Source organism: Acinetobacter sp. neg1 (assembly GCF_000788125.1).
GTDB lineage: Bacteria > Pseudomonadota > Gammaproteobacteria > Pseudomonadales > Moraxellaceae > Acinetobacter > Acinetobacter vivianii.
The window spans coordinates 38,363-54,443 of the sequence record NZ_JSZD01000007.1; the positions used below are offsets into that span (position 1 = coordinate 38,363).

17 protein-coding genes are annotated in these 16,081 nt (G+C 43.4%); all 17 read left to right on the forward strand.

Annotated features, from left to right (window positions below; translation table 11 throughout):
• Positions 1-105: 105 nt before the first annotated feature.
• Entirely contained in the window at positions 106-1,515 is a 1,410-nt protein-coding gene (gene der, locus PJ15_RS06960) for a ribosome biogenesis GTPase Der (protein WP_004775614.1), read from the forward strand.
• Between the two features lie 252 nt (positions 1,516-1,767).
• On the forward strand, positions 1,768-2,382 hold the full coding sequence (locus PJ15_RS06965; RefSeq protein WP_047429265.1) for a beta-ketoacyl synthase chain length factor: 615 nt from the start codon (positions 1,768-1,770) through the stop codon (positions 2,380-2,382).
• Complete coding sequence (locus PJ15_RS06970; protein WP_155766452.1) at positions 2,367-3,188, forward strand: lysophospholipid acyltransferase family protein; 822 nt, start codon at positions 2,367-2,369, stop codon at positions 3,186-3,188. Before PJ15_RS06965 ends, PJ15_RS06970 begins: the two co-directional genes overlap by 16 nt.
• Complete coding sequence (locus PJ15_RS06975) at positions 3,172-3,432, forward strand: phosphopantetheine-binding protein (protein WP_004775609.1); 261 nt, start codon at positions 3,172-3,174, stop codon at positions 3,430-3,432. Before PJ15_RS06970 ends, PJ15_RS06975 begins: the two co-directional genes overlap by 17 nt.
• Positions 3,433-3,443: 11 nt before the next feature.
• Positions 3,444-3,692 (forward strand): acyl carrier protein, encoded by a 249-nt coding sequence (locus tag PJ15_RS06980; RefSeq protein WP_005193178.1) that lies wholly within the window; start codon positions 3,444-3,446, stop codon positions 3,690-3,692.
• Positions 3,689-4,240: a septation protein IspZ gene (locus tag PJ15_RS06985; RefSeq protein WP_047429268.1), complete on the forward strand. Its 552-nt coding sequence runs from the start codon at positions 3,689-3,691 to the stop codon at positions 4,238-4,240. The genes PJ15_RS06980 and PJ15_RS06985 overlap by 4 nt, the downstream gene beginning before the upstream one ends.
• 6 nt (positions 4,241-4,246) lie before the next feature.
• Positions 4,247-5,920 carry an AMP-binding protein gene (locus tag PJ15_RS06990; RefSeq protein WP_047429270.1) on the forward strand — a complete coding sequence of 558 codons (1,674 nt, stop codon included), beginning with the start codon at positions 4,247-4,249 and terminating at the stop codon, positions 5,918-5,920.
• Positions 5,921-5,929: 9 nt separating this feature from the next.
• A complete protein-coding gene (locus PJ15_RS06995) occupies positions 5,930-6,670 on the forward strand; it encodes a glycosyltransferase family 2 protein (RefSeq protein WP_047429272.1) in 741 nt (246 codons plus the stop codon).
• 4 nt (positions 6,671-6,674) lie between these two features.
• Positions 6,675-7,604: an acyltransferase gene (locus PJ15_RS07000; protein WP_047429274.1), complete on the forward strand. Its 930-nt coding sequence runs from the start codon at positions 6,675-6,677 to the stop codon at positions 7,602-7,604.
• A 1-nt stretch (position 7,605) separates the two neighbouring features.
• The gene (locus tag PJ15_RS07005) at positions 7,606-9,171 is read left to right on the forward strand and encodes an HAL/PAL/TAL family ammonia-lyase (RefSeq protein ID WP_052138576.1); all 1,566 of its coding nucleotides are present in this window, start codon (positions 7,606-7,608) and stop codon (positions 9,169-9,171) included.
• Between the two features lie 9 nt (positions 9,172-9,180).
• Positions 9,181-9,609 (forward strand): acyl-CoA thioesterase, encoded by a 429-nt coding sequence (locus tag PJ15_RS07010; protein ID WP_004775601.1) that lies wholly within the window; start codon positions 9,181-9,183, stop codon positions 9,607-9,609.
• Positions 9,602-10,273, forward strand: a complete 672-nt coding sequence (locus tag PJ15_RS07015) for a LolA family protein (RefSeq protein WP_047429276.1) — start codon at positions 9,602-9,604, stop codon at positions 10,271-10,273. The genes PJ15_RS07010 and PJ15_RS07015 overlap by 8 nt, the downstream gene beginning before the upstream one ends.
• Positions 10,248-12,560: an MMPL family transporter gene (locus tag PJ15_RS07020; RefSeq protein ID WP_047429278.1), complete on the forward strand. Its 2,313-nt coding sequence runs from the start codon at positions 10,248-10,250 to the stop codon at positions 12,558-12,560. Before PJ15_RS07015 ends, PJ15_RS07020 begins: the two co-directional genes overlap by 26 nt.
• A gap of 24 nt (positions 12,561-12,584) precedes the next feature.
• On the forward strand, positions 12,585-13,880 hold the full coding sequence (locus tag PJ15_RS07025) for an NAD(P)/FAD-dependent oxidoreductase (RefSeq protein ID WP_047429279.1): 1,296 nt from the start codon (positions 12,585-12,587) through the stop codon (positions 13,878-13,880).
• Position 13,881: 1 nt separating this feature from the next.
• Positions 13,882-14,436: a DUF3261 domain-containing protein gene (locus PJ15_RS07030; protein WP_047429282.1), complete on the forward strand. Its 555-nt coding sequence runs from the start codon at positions 13,882-13,884 to the stop codon at positions 14,434-14,436.
• Positions 14,433-15,635, forward strand: a complete 1,203-nt coding sequence (locus PJ15_RS07035) for a beta-ketoacyl-[acyl-carrier-protein] synthase family protein (RefSeq protein ID WP_047429284.1) — start codon at positions 14,433-14,435, stop codon at positions 15,633-15,635. The genes PJ15_RS07030 and PJ15_RS07035 overlap by 4 nt, the downstream gene beginning before the upstream one ends.
• Entirely contained in the window at positions 15,636-16,073 is a 438-nt protein-coding gene (locus tag PJ15_RS07040) for a 3-hydroxylacyl-ACP dehydratase (RefSeq protein ID WP_047429285.1), read from the forward strand.
• Positions 16,074-16,081 lie beyond the last annotated feature (8 nt).

Here is a 16,081-nt window from a genome sequence, read left to right on the forward strand (position 1 = left end):
AACAAAACCCCGAATTTTTATTGTGATTACTTGATCACCAAAATCTTCCATACTGTTTCTGATACGATGTCATCAACGATGGCTCGTCTGAATTAAGGTTAATTTATGAAACCCGTTATTGCGCTCATTGGTCGTCCAAACGTCGGAAAATCAACGCTATTTAACCAAATCACCAAAAGTCGTGATGCTTTGGTTGCTGACTTCGCTGGTTTAACTCGTGACCGCAAATATGGCGATGCGGTTTATCAAAATAAATCATTCATTGTCGTAGATACGGGCGGTATTGGTGAGAATGAAGGTGGCATTGACTCCTACATGGCCGAGCAGTCAAAAACTGCAATCCATGAAGCAGACATCATTGTTTTTGTCGTTGATGCACGTGCTGGCTTATTGGCTTCGGATGAGCAAATTGCTCGTGAGCTACGTACATTGGGCAAGAAAGTACATTTGGTTGCCAACAAGGTCGATGGTGTACATGCAGAAGCTGCATTAGTTGAATTCTATAAGCTCGGTATGGGCGAACCGATGCAGGTTGCGGCCAGTCATGGTCGTGGTGTGCAGCAAATGCTTGAAGAAGTGTTGGCTGAAGTCCCAGAAGATGAAAATCCAGACGAGCACAACAAAAATACAGGTTTACGTTTAGCGATTATTGGTCGTCCAAACGTTGGTAAATCGACTTTGGTAAACCGTTTACTGGGCGAAGAGCGTGTTGTTGCGTTTGACCAGCCGGGTACAACGCGTGACTCGATTTATATTCCTTATGAGCGTGATGGTCGTCAATATACCTTGATTGATACTGCGGGTGTACGCCGTAAAGGTAAGGTTGATGAGATGATTGAGAAATTCTCAATCGTTAAAACTTTGCAAGCCATGAAAGACGCGCATGTTGTTGTTGTGGTTGTCGATGCACGTGAAGGGATTGTTGAACAAGACTTACATTTGATTGGTTATGCGCTCGAAGCGGGCCGTGCCATGGTCATTGCGATCAACAAATGGGACAACATGACCGAATATGATCGTAAGCAATGTAAACTTGATGTTGAACGCCGTTTTGACTTTATTCCATGGGCAAAAATCCATTTGATTTCAGCTTTACATGGTACTGGTGTAGGCGAGCTTTATCCTTCGATTCACCGTGCTTATGAGTCAGCAAACTTAAAAGTTTCACCTGCAAAATTGACTCAGATTTTAAGTGATGCAACTGAGGCACATCAGCCGCCAATGATCAGTGGTCGTCGTATTAAAATGCGTTATGCGCATATGGGCGGACAAAATCCACCAACGATCGTCATTCATGGTAATAAGGTGGATAAGACACCAGCGGATTATCGTCGTTATCTGGAAAATGTATTCCGTAGAGTGTATAAGCTTGAAGGTACACCCGTTCGTATTGACTTTAAAACTTCTGAAAACCCATTTGAAGGACGTAAGTCGCAAGTGGATGAACGCGTTGCAGCACGTAAACGTCGTTATGTTCAGAAATTTAAAAAAGCAGAAAAGAAATTCAAGCGTTAAGCCGTACTTAATGCTCAAAAGCCCAAAGTTTGCTTTGGGCTTTTTTGATTGTCTTGTTTTATTAATAAATATTAATAATCTAGTTTTTTGTTTAGCTAGACTTTAGAGAAAATTGACAATAAGTATTTTAGTGTAAGCTGTTGAAATATAATGAAAATAAATTTTTTGTTAAATTTCGTGCTAGTGCTATAATGCCACCGCAAAATTTCCTTAAATTGTCTATTTTTTAAACCAGATTGGATTGTGCATTGCATGTTTAAATTACATCTAACGCAGCCTCAGCTTACCTATGCACAGCAAAACTATGCTGCGCTAGAGGCTATTCCTGCAATGCAACGTCGCCGTTTATCTCCATTGGCAAAAATGGCTCTCCATGGCGCATTAACCGCTTTGGCAGGCAAGCATGCAGATTATATCGTCTGGGTTTCAAAATACGGGGATGAGCAAAAAACTTTAGATATTCTAAAAGATGTATTACAAGAACAAACACCATCACCTACACAATTTTCAACCTCTGTCCATAATGCGATTGCAGGCTTATATTCGATTTTGTGTCAGGACGATACACCTTCTACAAGCCTGAGTTGTGAATGGACCGAAGCCTTGATCGAAGCCTATGCCATTTTAAAATCCAGCACCACAGTAAAGCGTGTTTTGGTGGTGGCTTATGATCAAGCTTTACCTGATCTCTACAGTGATGCATCTGATTTTCCAGCATTTTCGTTGGCAACGGTTGTGAGTCTGGAAGAGCCTAATTTAGAGATTCTGGCATTATCTGGTTCAGAGCACATGGAAAGTTTGGCTTTTTACCAATTTTGGCAATCTGTAGAAGAAAAACCGTCTGTAGTGAGATGGAAAAAATGTTAAAGCTCAAGCAGATTAAACAAAAAACCAATTATTTTTGGCGTGTTGCCGCTACAGGATTTAGCTTTGCAAGTTTTGGTGCAGGCGGTATCGGCATTGCAACATTGGTTGCGCCTCTGGTTCATTTGACCAGCCGTGATCCACAAATCCGCCAGCAACGTGCGCAGCAAGTGATTCGTTATAGCTTTAAAGGCTTTACCGAAATGATGGTCAAGTTAGGCGTCATGACCTATTCGGTAGAAGGGCTGGAAAAATTACAAAATAGCCGCCAAGAACTGGTGATTGCCAATCATCCCACCTTGATTGATGTGGTGGTGATGATTGGTCTGATGCAACAAGCCAATTGTGTGGTTAAGCAATCATTATGGTCAAATCCCTTTACGCGTGGGCCAGTTCGTAGCGCAGGTTATATTTTAAATGCAGGTTCACAGCAGTTTATTGAGGATTGCGTGGTGCGTTTAAAAGAGCAGGGCGCGGCTTCATTGTTGATCTTTCCTGAAGGAACCCGCACAGAAAAAGGCGAATCTCTGAATGAGTTTCAACGTGGTGCTGCAAATATTGCCATCCGTGCCAATGTGCCAGTGCGTCCAGTGTTGATACGTTGTACACCATCGACCTTAACCAAAAATGAAAAATGGTATCATGTGCCTGCGCAACCTTTTCATATTGAGATTAAGGTGCTCGATGCAATTGAGGTCAAAGACCTATTAGCGGATTCAGACGTTAGCCCTAAGCAGGTACGTCAGTTGAATCAACAGTTTTATCAAATTTTTAATGATGAGTTATCTAAAAATGAGCAATCTTGCTGATGAATTAAAGCAAATGATTATTGATGTTCTCGCACTTGAGGATATTAGCATCAGTGATATTGAAACCGACGCTCCACTTTTTGGTGAGGGGTTAGGTTTAGACTCAATTGATGCTCTAGAATTGGGCTTGGCATTGAAAAAGCGTTACAACATTCATTTGAATGCCGAGTCTGATGAGACCAAACAACATTTTAAATCAGTTCAAAGTCTGGTGGCTTTGGTTGAAGCACAGCAAGCAGTTTAAGGAGTAGATCGATGTTAACTCAAGAACAGGTGCTGGCAAAATTAAGAGAATGGATGCAGGATTTATTTGAAATTGAGCCTGACGATATTCAGCTTGATTCAAATTTATATGAAGATCTCGACGTCGACAGTATTGATGCTGTGGATTTAGTGGTGAAAATTAAAGAACTGACTGGCAAGCAGGTGAAGCCAGAAGACTTTAAAGCCGTTAGAACAGTACAAGATGTGGTTGTTGTCATTCAGAATATGACGGCTGAATGAAACATCTGTTCAGAGGGGGCGTGATCACATTTTTTGTGTTATACCCCTTTATTGTCGGATGGAGTCTATCGCATGGTCAGTTTCTCTGGGTCAGCGGTTTACTTGTCGTTCTGGGTATACTTCGTTTAGTCAGTGCGAAAAAAGACTTGATGTTACCTTTGACTGGACTGGCCATTATTTGTGGTAGTTTGAGTCTGATTTTAAAAGATCATGCCTGGCTTAAGCTTTATCCTGTTGGAATGAGTTTGGGCGCTTTACTTATCTTTGCCCTGACATTATATAAGCCACCTTCCATGATTGAGCGTTTTGCCCGTCTGATGGAACCTGATTTACCTGCATCGGGGGTACAGTGGACACGTAAAGTGACTGTGGTCTGGTGTATATTTTTCAGTATCAATGCCCTGATTGCATTGGCAACATGCTTTGCGCCAATGAAGTTTTGGGTAATCTATAATGGTTTTATCTCTTACGTTTTGATGGGAATTTTATTATTGGGTGAGTTTATCTTGCGCAAAAGACATCAACGTTTAAATCAAACAACATCTTAAAATACTATGCCTATCTTCTTTTATAACGATACCGATTCAGCAAAAACGTTTTGTATTAGCGCTGAATTTAAAACCATTTCTTATGCGGACTTTTGGCAAGATGTTGCTGAACAGACAGCGGCTATTCAAAATTTACCTCAACAGATCTGGGCGTTATGGGAGCAGGACAGTTATCAATTTAGTGTCTTGTTTTTTGCAGGCTTGCTCGCGAACAAAAAAATTATTTTACCGCCGCATCGAGTGCGTGATTTAGAGCAACAATTTTTACAGCAAGGTATCCATTTTCTTGAACGTCAACCTGTTCATGCATCTTTAAAGCGCAGTGAACATGAAGCGAACCTGATCAGATTGCAACAGGATGAATTCCTCGATCAGGCGGAAGTAATGTTTTTTACCTCTGGCTCAACAGGGGAACCGAAAAAGATTGAACGGACCTTAAAGCAGCTTTTAAATGAAGTTTCAGGCTTGGCCAGCAGTTTCCAGCTCAATGAAAAAAGTGCTGCGATTGCGACGGTTAGCCACCAGCATATCTATGGATTATTGTTTAAGTTGCTTTTACCGTTGGCAATGGGTCGTCCTTTTTTCAATACACAACTGGCTTTCCCAGAAGATGTTATTCAAGCACAACAGCGTTTAGCTCAAGCGGGTTGGACGAATTATGTGATCTCAAGTCCTGCGCTATTAAAACGTTGGAGTCAGGATTTAGCCTTAAAACATTGTGAAATGACCTTTAGTTCAGGTGGAAAACTGGATGCAGGTATTCGTCCGCATCTGAATGTACCGATTGTGGAAGTTCTGGGTAGCTCTGAAACGGGGGGCATCGCACACCGTCATCAGGATGAGGCCGCTTGGACAGCATTTGATAATGTTGAGATTCAGATTTCAGCAACTACGCAGCTTATGGTGCAAAGTAACCATGCGGGTGAGTCTGGCTGGATCATCACTGGGGATGCTGCTGAATGGATCGATATCAATCTGAAGCAATTTAAACTATTGGGACGACTCGATCGGATTATCAAGCTCGAAGAAAAGCGTTTAAGTCTGGATGCCATTGAACAGCAGATCAATACTTTGGTTGAGGTTGAACAAAGCCATGCCTTGGTGACGGAACATCAGAATCGCCAAATTCTGGCGTGCATTGTGGTGCTTACATCAGCGGCTCAGCAGCAACTGATTGAACTGGGTAAAGCTACATTTGTGAAGAAGCTAAAGCAGCAGCTCCAGTTTCAGCTTGAAACCATTGCGATTCCAAGACAATGGCGTTTCCTCAGTCAGATTCCACAAAATGCGCAGTCAAAACGGGATAAAAACTATTTAAAAGCGCTCTTTGCACCAATGCTACAACCCGTGGTTTTATCACAGTGGCAGGTGCAGGATGAGCAATATCTTTTACTCGAGTTTCCTCCTGAACTGGAATGCTTTAAAGGACATTTTCCGAATCAACCGATTTATCCTGGCGTTGGGCAGATCAGTTTTATTCAACAGTTTGCCAAGAATAGCTGGTCTGACTTAAATGAGTGTCAGGGCTTGGAGCAGATTAAGTTCCAGAATCTGATACGTCCTTATGCGGTGATACAATTAAAATTAACGCGAAAACAGCATAAAATTAGCTTTGAAATGACTGCCGCAGAACAGACTCTAGCTTCTGGCCGTCTTTCGTTTGCCGTTGATGAGGTGTAGGGGCTGGTTATGTTGACATATAGCATTGTGATTCCTGTTTATAATCATCCGCATTATCTGGCTGATCTGGTGCAGCATTTATCCCAATTCCAGTATCCGATCATCTTGGTCAATGATGGCAGTGATGCTGCTTGTACAGCGATTCTGCATCAACTGGCACAACACAATGCTTTGGTCGATTTGGTTGAGCATCCAGAAAATTTAGGCAAAGGCCAAGCCGTGATCACGGGCCTGCAACATGCAGCACAACAGGGCATGAGCCATGTATTGCAGATCGATGCAGATGGTCAGCATTGTTGGGACGATGTGGCGAAATTTATTGCGTTATCGCAACAGCATCCACAGGCGATGGTAATTGGGCAACCTTTTTTTGATGCTTCTGTACCTAAAAAGCGCCTCTATGGTCGTTATGTCACACACTTTTGGGTCTGGTTGAATAGCCTGTCTTTTGAGATTAAAGACAGTATGTGCGGTTTCCGCATCTATCCATTGGCGCAAACAATACCAGTCCTGAACACAGCTCGATTCCAGCCGCGAATGGGCTTTGATAGTGAGATTCTGGTACGGTTAAAGTGGGAAAATATCCAGTTTGTAAATGTGCCGACCAAGGTGATTTATCCTGAACATGGCATTTCTCATTTTAATGTGTGGCGGGATAATCTCGGTTTAAGCAAAGCCCATGCAAGGCTATTTGCTGGCATGCTGATTCGTTTGCCTAAATTAGTCTGGCATAAGATCAAGGCTGACTGATTCTATGGTACAGCACAGAACAGATCGCACTTGGCACGATATTAAAGAGCGTGGCGGGCTTTTACCCTTGATGCTGATGCTTGGTTTTTATCGTTGTGGCGGGCGCTGGTTATGCCGTGTCGTGCTGTACTTTATTATCATGTGGTATTGGCTATTTGCCGTGACTGCGCGCAAGGCATCGCTGCAATATTTACAACGTTTGCACCAGTTTGCAGGCACACAATCACCGTTTGAAGCGATCCCGAACTGGACCAACAGCTATACGCATTTTATGCAATTCGGCGAATGCATTTTAGATAAAATTGAAGGCTGGTTAGGTCATATTCCTGAACAAAAATTACAGTTATTTGGGCATGAGCATTTTCAGCAGCATTATCAGAAAGGTACGATTATTGTGGTGTCGCATTTTGGCAATATTGAATTGTTGCGTGCGATAAAGTCTGAACATCCACAAAAAATTAACGTGCTGGTCTATCAAAAACACGCGTCTCAATTTAACCAGTTTTTAAAAAAAATTAATGATAAAGCCGATGTGAATTTAATTTCTGTCGATGAATTGGGAATTGAAACTGCCATATTGTTGCAGGAAAAAATGCAGCAAGGTGAGTGGGTGATCGTGGCCGCAGATCGTGTCCCTGTGCAATCAGATCGTGTGCAAACTGTACAATTTCTAGGGCAAGCGGCAGCTTTACCTCAAGGTGCATGGATTCTGGCAAATTTACTTAAAGTGCCTGTGCTGGCTGTGTTTTGTTATCGTGCCCAGCAAAACTTTCAGGTGCATATTCATTTGATTGCTGAACAGGTCGATTTACCGCGTAAAACCCGTTTAAGCAGCATGCAACACATCACACAATCCTATGTCACCGTATTAGAACAGCATTGCTTACGTGCACCGTATCAATGGTTTAATTTTTATCAGTTTTGGACAAAATAACGTGAATGCAAGTCAAATTGAAGCAAGGGTCAAGCCTGTTCTGATTGTAGGGGAACAAGCGCTGAGTATCGAAGATGTGGTGGCTGTTGCCCGCCAAGAGATGCAAGTGGCTTTACCTACGTCAACGGCTTGGCGTGAATTGATTCAGCGCGGGGCTGACTTTTTAGATCAACTCTTGCTTGATGAAGGCGTGATTTATGGTGTAACCACGGGTTATGGCGATTCCTGTCTGGTTGAAATTCCCATGCATCAAGTCAATGAACTGCCTTTGCATTTGTCTCGTTTTCATGGCTGTGGTTTGGGTGAAAATCTGGACTTGATCACTGCACGTGCGGTTGTGATCACACGTCTTTGCTCATTGGCACGTGGTTATTCAGGTGTCTCTTTGGCCTTGCTGGAGCGTCTAGTCTGGATGCTCAATGAAAATATTATTCCTGTGATTCCATCAGAAGGCTCTGTCGGCGCAAGTGGTGATTTGACCCCTTTATCTTATATTGCTGGTGCTTTGGTCGGCGAGCGGGATGTCTATGCGCAAGCTAAGGTTGTGCCGATTGCTCAAGTCTATGCTGAGAAAGGAATTCAGCCACTCATCTTGCGCCCGAAAGAAGGGTTGGCACTGATGAATGGTACCGCTGTGATGACGGCGATTGCTTGCTTAAACTATAAAAAGGCTGAACAGGTGGCATTGGCAAGTACCTTGATTACGGCCTTAAATGTACTGGCACTTGAAGGGAATCCAAGTCATTTTGATGAAGTTCTATTTGCACAAAAGCCTCATCCGGGGCAGCAGCTGATTGCACAGCAACTACGTGAATGGCTGAATAGTGAAGTACAAACAGCACATCAAAGTCCACGTTTGCAGGATCGTTATTCCTTACGTTGTGCACCGCATATTATTGGGGTGTTTGAAGATTCAAAAACATGGTTGCGCCAGTTTATTGAAAATGAATTAAATTCAAGTAACGATAACCCGTTGATTGATCCTGTGAACTTACGGGTACTGCATGGTGGACACTTCTATGGTGGGCATATTGCACAGGCCATGGACAGTTTAAAGATCATGATTGCCAATATTGCAGATCTAATGGATCGCCAAATTGCACAACTGGTTGATCATAAAATGAATCATGGATTGCCGCGTAATCTGACAGGCTCTGCTGCAGACCGCTTGCCACTAAATCATGGTTTTAAAGCCGTACAAATCGGGGTGTCAGCCTGGACTGCTGAAGCATTGAAGCATACTTTAGCGGCCTCTATTTTTTCTCGTTCTACCGAATGCCATAATCAGGATAAAGTGAGTATGGGCACCATTGCAGCACGGGATGCAACTCGTGTGATTACCTTGACTCAGCAGGTTTTGGCGGCTTTATGTTGTGCCAGCGTACAGGCGGTGTATTTAAAAGGTGTGGTCTCACAACTCAGTCCAAGTTTAAAAGCCTTTGTCGAATGGACCTTACAAAGTTTTGCATTACTTGAAGAAGACCGTCCATTACAAACTGAATTACAACAAATCATTGATCGTTTCGACAACTTTGAATTGTTCAATCAGTTTCAGGAAAAGGTATAGGAGCACACAATGCAGGCAGATGTAATCATTGAGATTCCTTTTCATGATGTCGATACCATGAATGTGGTCTGGCATGGACATTATTTAAAGTATTTTGAAATCGCCCGTTGTAAGTTGCTGGAACAGTTTAATTATAACTACAACCAGATGAGAGCATCAGGCTATGCATGGCCAGTGATTGAAAGTCATGTGCGTTATGTACAGGGCATTGAGTTTGAACAGAAAATCAAAGTCCGTGCCATTTTAAAAGAGTGGGAGAATCGTTTAAAAATCGAGTATTTGATTCTGGATGCAGAAACTGGACGCCGCTTAACCAAGGGTTATACCACACAAGTTGCGGTAAACATTGCCAATCGTGAAATGTGTTTTCAGTCTCCGCAAGTTTTACTGGACTGTTTGAATGCTTGGGATGCATTTAAGGAGCATCATCATGATTAATCTGCTCTCGAATATCTTACAGCGCCTGCTGCAAAAACGTCACTGGTTAGCAATGCACAGTGTTGTTTGGAGTTTGTTGCTCAGTTTCAGTGTGGCTGCTTCTGCTAATACCGAACAGGTATCTTCGATTTTTAAGCAGCTGTCTAAAAGTGACATCGTACGTGCTGATTTTGAGCAGCAAAAGAAACTCGCCAGTTTGAATAAAACCTTTACTTCTAATGGTTCCTTGACCTTTGCCAAAGCTAATGGCGTGCTGTGGCAAATTAAGCGTCCTGTTCAGGCAGATCTGATCGTTACGCAAAAGAAACTCGTCCAGAAAACACAGAGAACCTATAGCCAGATTCAGATTGATCAGTCACCTTATAGTTCGGTTGCGACTTTATTTTTACAGTTGATGTCGGGTGATGAAAAGGCACTGGCAAAGAATTTTAATGTCGTTTCAGCAGATTATCGACCAACAGGCTGGAACGTTGCTCTAACACCTAAATCAGGATTATTTAAAAAGCTGTTTGTGCGAATAGATGCACAAGGTCAGCAATATGTGAATAAAATTGTGATTCAGGAACAGGGCAATAACAGCACCACGATTTTATTCCGTAATCAAAATACTCAACCGAACCAACTCACGGCTGCTGAAGATGCGCTTTTCCAATTGGCAAAATAAATTTACTGCCATCTGGTTAGTTCTTTTAACCATTGTTGGACTTGCGCTTGCAGTGGCATGGTTGAAAAAGGATATTCATATCCAGACCAATATTTTTGCTTTGTTGCCTGAAACACAGCAAAATCCTGAACTCGCGCAAACTCAGAAATATATAAGCGATCAACTGAATGAGAAAGTTTTTGTCGTTTTAGAGAGCTCGGATCAACAGGCCTTAGCGCAAGCGACTCAACTGTTCCAGCAGAAACTGCAACAAAGTGATTTATGGCAGCCGCTTAAGCCACAACTCGATTTAGAACAATTTTCCAAACAGTTATATCAGCATCGAGCAGGCTTACTGAGTCAGCAAGATCGGCAGGTCTTACAGCAACAGGATTATGAAGCACTGACTGAGCAAAGCTTGATGCAACTCATGAGTGTCGGAATGCCGATTACCGCGACCTCATTACAGCAGGATCCATTCCTGTTATTTCCACGTTATATGCTAAATGTGGTAAATCAGGCGGGAAGTCATATCGAGTTGGAAGACGGATTCGCCACGATTCATGATGAGCAGAAAACAGCCCGTTTATTGGTGTTGGAATTAAAGAACAGTCCTTATAACATCGATTATCAGGAACAGGTCACAGGCTGGATTGAACAGCTCAAACCGCAGCTTACACAGCTCAAGGTAAAGTCACATTGGACTGGAACCATTTTATTTTCTAATTTCGGCACGCAGTCGGCGAAACAGGAAATTTCAACCATTGGGTTAGGCTCGACGTTTGGATTAATTTTATTGGTCTGGTTCGGTTTCCGTTCATTTCGTCCACTCATCACTGAATTTATCGCTGTATCAACAGGCAGCTTGCTGGCATTTGCAGTGACCCATTTGGTGTTTGGGGAAATTCACCTGATGACGCTGGTGTTTGGGGCAAGTTTAATCGGGGTCTGTGTCGATTTTTCTTTCTATTTTATGGCGATGCAATCCCAGCACCGTCAGCTGGATGGCTTTAAAATTCTAACACCGTTGTTACCCAGCTTATTTATGGGCTTAATGACAACGGTGGTGGCTTATATTTTTCTAAGCTTCACACCATTTCCTGCCTTTAGACAAATTGCGGTCTTTTCGATTGTCGGTCTGGTTGCGGCCTGGATCACCAGTGTCTTGCTATTGCCACGCTTACCGCCTTTAAATGCACAGCCCGCAATTCGCCGTCTGGCCTGGATCGGGCAGGTAAGACAATGGTTTCAGCAGCATCAAAAAGTTCGTTATGGTTTTATTTTAACTATTTTGGTGATCGGTGGCGTTAGTCTATTTGCTTTGCAAGCGAATGATGATATTCGTAATTTGCAAAGCATGGACAGCAAGCTGAAGCAGGAAGATCAGTATATTCGTTCTCTATTTGGGCAACAGCAAAGTAGCGACTATTTTGTGGTATGGGCTAACTCAACTGCGGAGCTTGAACAGCAGGAGTTAAAATTAGTCCAGCAACTGCAACACTTGCAGGCGCAAGGCCAGATTGAAAGCTTTCAGGCCTTGGGACAATGGATTCCACCCTTCGCTCAGCAACAGCAAAATGTGAAATTGCTGCAGCAAATTCCAGCAACAGCACTGAAAAACTACGCAGAAAGCATGGGTTTAAAGTTTGCAGATATACAGCAGTGGCAACAGCAATTGCAGCAGCAACCGTTATTAACACAACAGGTTTTTCAGCAGCATCCATTGGCATTTTTGCAGCCTAATCCAACTGAACGTCTGGTCATGGTCAGTGGAGTGAAACAGGTCGATATATTGCAGCAACTCGAATCTTCCCATATTGATTTTCAGCAACCGGTCAGTACGCTTTCGCATGCTTTTGCGCAGCATCGCCAGCAAGCCCAGCACTTACTGATTTATGCTTTGCTGAGCTTGGCTATCGGGTTGGGTATCATCTATGGCAAGCGTTCAATCCTGCCGCTGGTTCTACCGGTCAGTTTGGCGTTATTGACGACGTTTGCGATTCAAGCATGGTTGGGTGTGGAAATTAACCTGTTTAGTATCATGGGAACTTTCCTGATTATCGGGATTGGCGTGGATTATGCGATTTTCTATCGACATGGACATGATCATCCTCAGATCGTTGGCATGGCCCTGTTTTTGTGTATGATGTCGACCTTATTGGGCTTTGGTTTATTATCATTAAGTCATACCTATGCAATTCATTGTTTCGGTTTAACTGTTTTATTGGGCGTCATTTTTTCATTTATTTATGCGACATTGCTTACACCAGCAGATCAAAAACATATTGTGAACTTACAAGAGCATTAGAAGATTTAAGTTTTAGGGGATGAGATGAGTACTTTACAACACACAGATGTGGTGATTATAGGCGCTGGGCCTTCGGGCAGTTCAGCCGCAGCCTTGCTTCGTCAAAAAGGCTATGCCGTGACGGTGATTGAGAAGCAATATTTTCCACGCTTTTCAATTGGCGAATCGCTATTGCCACAATGTATGGTGTTTCTGGAAGAAGCGGGACTATTGGAAACGGTGCGTGCGCATGTTGAAGAGCATGCTTTCCAGTTTAAAAATGGTGCTGCATTTCTATGTGGTGAGAAACGAAGTTACTATGATTTCACTGAGAAATTTAGCGAAGGTCCAGGTACAACGTGGCAAGTTCGCCGTGCTGATTTTGACCATTTACTGGCTCAGCAGGCACAGCATTATGGTGCTGATATACGCTTTGGGCACGAAGTGATTGCAGTTGATGTTGAGGCCGAACATCCAGTTTTGACAGTGATGGATGAAGCACAACAACACTATCAAATTCAGGCCAGATTTTTATTGGATGCCAGTGGATTCGGGCGCATCTTACCGAAGTTTCTAGAATTAGAAAGTCCGTCAAATTTTCCTGTCCGTCGTGCCTTATTTACCCATATTGAAGATGGTATTGGTGACCGTGCCGATTTCGATCGTGAGAAAATTCTGATCACGGTTCATGAAAAAGATCGCCGTGCATGGTACTGGCTGATTCCTTTTGCGGATGGTCGCGCATCATTTGGTGTGGTGGCAGAACAGGATTTCTTTGACCATTATCATGTGGAAGATGCGACACAAAATGAGCTAGAAGCATTATTGAAACGCATTCTGGCAGATGATCCCGCTTTATCTGCGGTGTTGCAGCAAGCAAAATTTGATACACCAGTGCGTACTTTGGTCGGTTACTCCGCCAATGTAAAACATTTGGCAGGGCGTAATTACGCTTTACTCGGCAATGCGGGAGAGTTTCTTGATCCGGTATTTTCCTCGGGTGTAACCATCGCACTGAAATCTTCCAGTCTGGCGATTCCTTTGCTTGATCGGATGTTGCAAGGTGAAGCAGTGGACTGGATGCAGGAATATGAAATGCCTTTACGTAAAGGCATTCAGGTGTTCCGTGCTTATGTGGAGTCGTGGTATGAAGGTGAATTTCAGGATGTGGTATTTGCCACGCATCAAAATGAAGGAATTCGCCGTATGATTTCCTCACTTTTGGCTGGATATGCATGGGATGATCATAATCCAATTCATAAAAATGCCAAGCGCCGTTTAAGTACTCTGGCTGAGTACTGCCGTGATGGCGTGGCGCAAGAGAAAGCCTTTGAGGTTTAATATGCAACGGATTTGGGTCAGCCTATTGTGCTGTAGTGTATTCTTATTTACGGGCTGTCAGCTGACACCGCATGCGCAAGGGCTGCAAAGCAGTCATTGGCCTGCGCAGCAATATCAACGACAAGATCAAGTTGAAGTGCAGTGGAAAGACAAGAGCTTTAGTTTTTTGCTATATCAGCAGCAGCAGGGACAACAGCTTAGTCTGGTGGGTTTGGGGTTGACAGGACAAGCCTTGTTTCAGCTCCAGTTTGATGGACAGCAAGTCAAGGTGCAGCAACGCATTGACCAGATGCGCTTACTTCCTTTTGAGTTTGTGGTTCGGGATATTTTATTTGCAACTTATCCTGAATTTGCAACCTTGGGACAGCCGGGTGTCACTGTTAAAAATGGCGAGCATCAGCAGCAGGTGCTAATTCAGCAGAAAGTCATTTTGCAGATCCAGAAAAATGGCAGTTCAATTGAGCTGGATAATGTGCAAGTCCCTTATCGAATGACTTTAAGTCCGATTGAAAATACCTTAAATAGTGATCAACCTGAGCAAGGGATGCAGCCATGAGTCACTCTTTATCTCAGCAAGCACCGTTGCAAGCGGTTGGTATCCCTATCAGTGTCGGGTTATCCGCATTAGGTCAGGATATTCAGCACATTCGCGAACGTTTAACGACGCCTGACAATACCCTGACACTGGAAACAGGATTTTTAGCCGATCGCCCAGTTTGGGTAGGGCGTTATGCAGATGCATTAATTGAAACCGTGCCAGAATCTTTAAAGATATTTGATTCGCGGAATCTACGTTTTGCCTTGACTGCGCTGCAAAAAATTGAGGTTGAGCTCCAACAGCAGATTGCGGGGATTGATCCAAAACGTCTCAGTATTGTGATGGGAACTTCAACCTCAGGCATTTCTGACAGTGAGAAATTACTCAAGCAGTATTTTAATGGCGATGAAACGCTTGAAATTTCACATCAGCCACAGGAAATGGGCTGTCTGGCAAAAGCACTGCAACATTATCTAGACTGGCAGGGCGCTGCCTATACCATTTCGACGGCTTGCTCATCGAGTGCCAAAGCATTTGCTGCGGGACAGCGTTTAATTCAGGCTGGATTGGCAGATGCGGTACTGGTGGGTGGTGTCGACAGCTTATGTCAATTGACCTTAAACGGGTTTAATAGTCTGGAAAGCTTATCTGCTGATATTTGCCAACCCTGCGGTATCAATCGTGATGGAATTAATATTGGTGAAGCTGCTGCATTATTTTTACTAACCAAGGCATCTGCACCTATCATGCTCTACGGTGTGGGTGAGTCGATGGATGCATGGCATATTTCCGCACCTCATCCTGAAGGTTTAGGGGCTGCAACAGCGATGCAGCGTGCTTTGGAGAGTGCCGCGATTGCACCTGAACAGGTGGGATATATCAATTTGCATGGGACTGCTACACCGCAAAATGATGCAATGGAAATCAAGGCAGTTCGGCAAATCTTCTCCGCTCAGCATGTGGCATTAAGCAGTACCAAGCATAAGACAGGGCATTGTTTGGGGGCGGCGGGTGCAATAGAGGCTTTTATTTGTACTCAGCTATTAAAAGATCAGAACTGGTTGCCCTTACATCAGCACACAGAAATTGATCCTGATCTGGCGGATCAGCACTATGTCACTGATTCTCAGCAGACTGGGAATATTCATTATGTGTTGAGTAACTCTTTTGCCTTTGGGGGCAGTAATATCAGCTTATTATTTGGTGTGGGAACATAAATGAAACTGGATGCAATTCAATATATTCCGCACGAACAGCCCATGGTCTTTATTGATCATCTGGTTGAGGTCAATGACGGTTATGCGATTGCTGAACTGACCATTCGTCCTGAGTTAATGTTCTGTGAAGCAGCAGGTCTGCCAACATGGACAAGCATTGAAATTATGGCACAGACCATTAGTGCTTATTCTGGCTGGATGGGACAGCAATTACAGCAAGCGCCCAAGGTCGGCTTCCTGTTGGGCACACGAAAACTTCAATTACCTTTTGCCTATTTTTCACTTGGGCAGACACTAAAAATTCGGGTTGAACAGCAATATCTGCATGAAGGCTTAGGGCAGTTTTCTTGTGAAATTCACTGCAATGCGCAGGTGATTAGTGCCATGTTAAGTGTTTATGAGCCGACAGATCCATCGACACAGACTTTATCGTTTTAGGAACAACA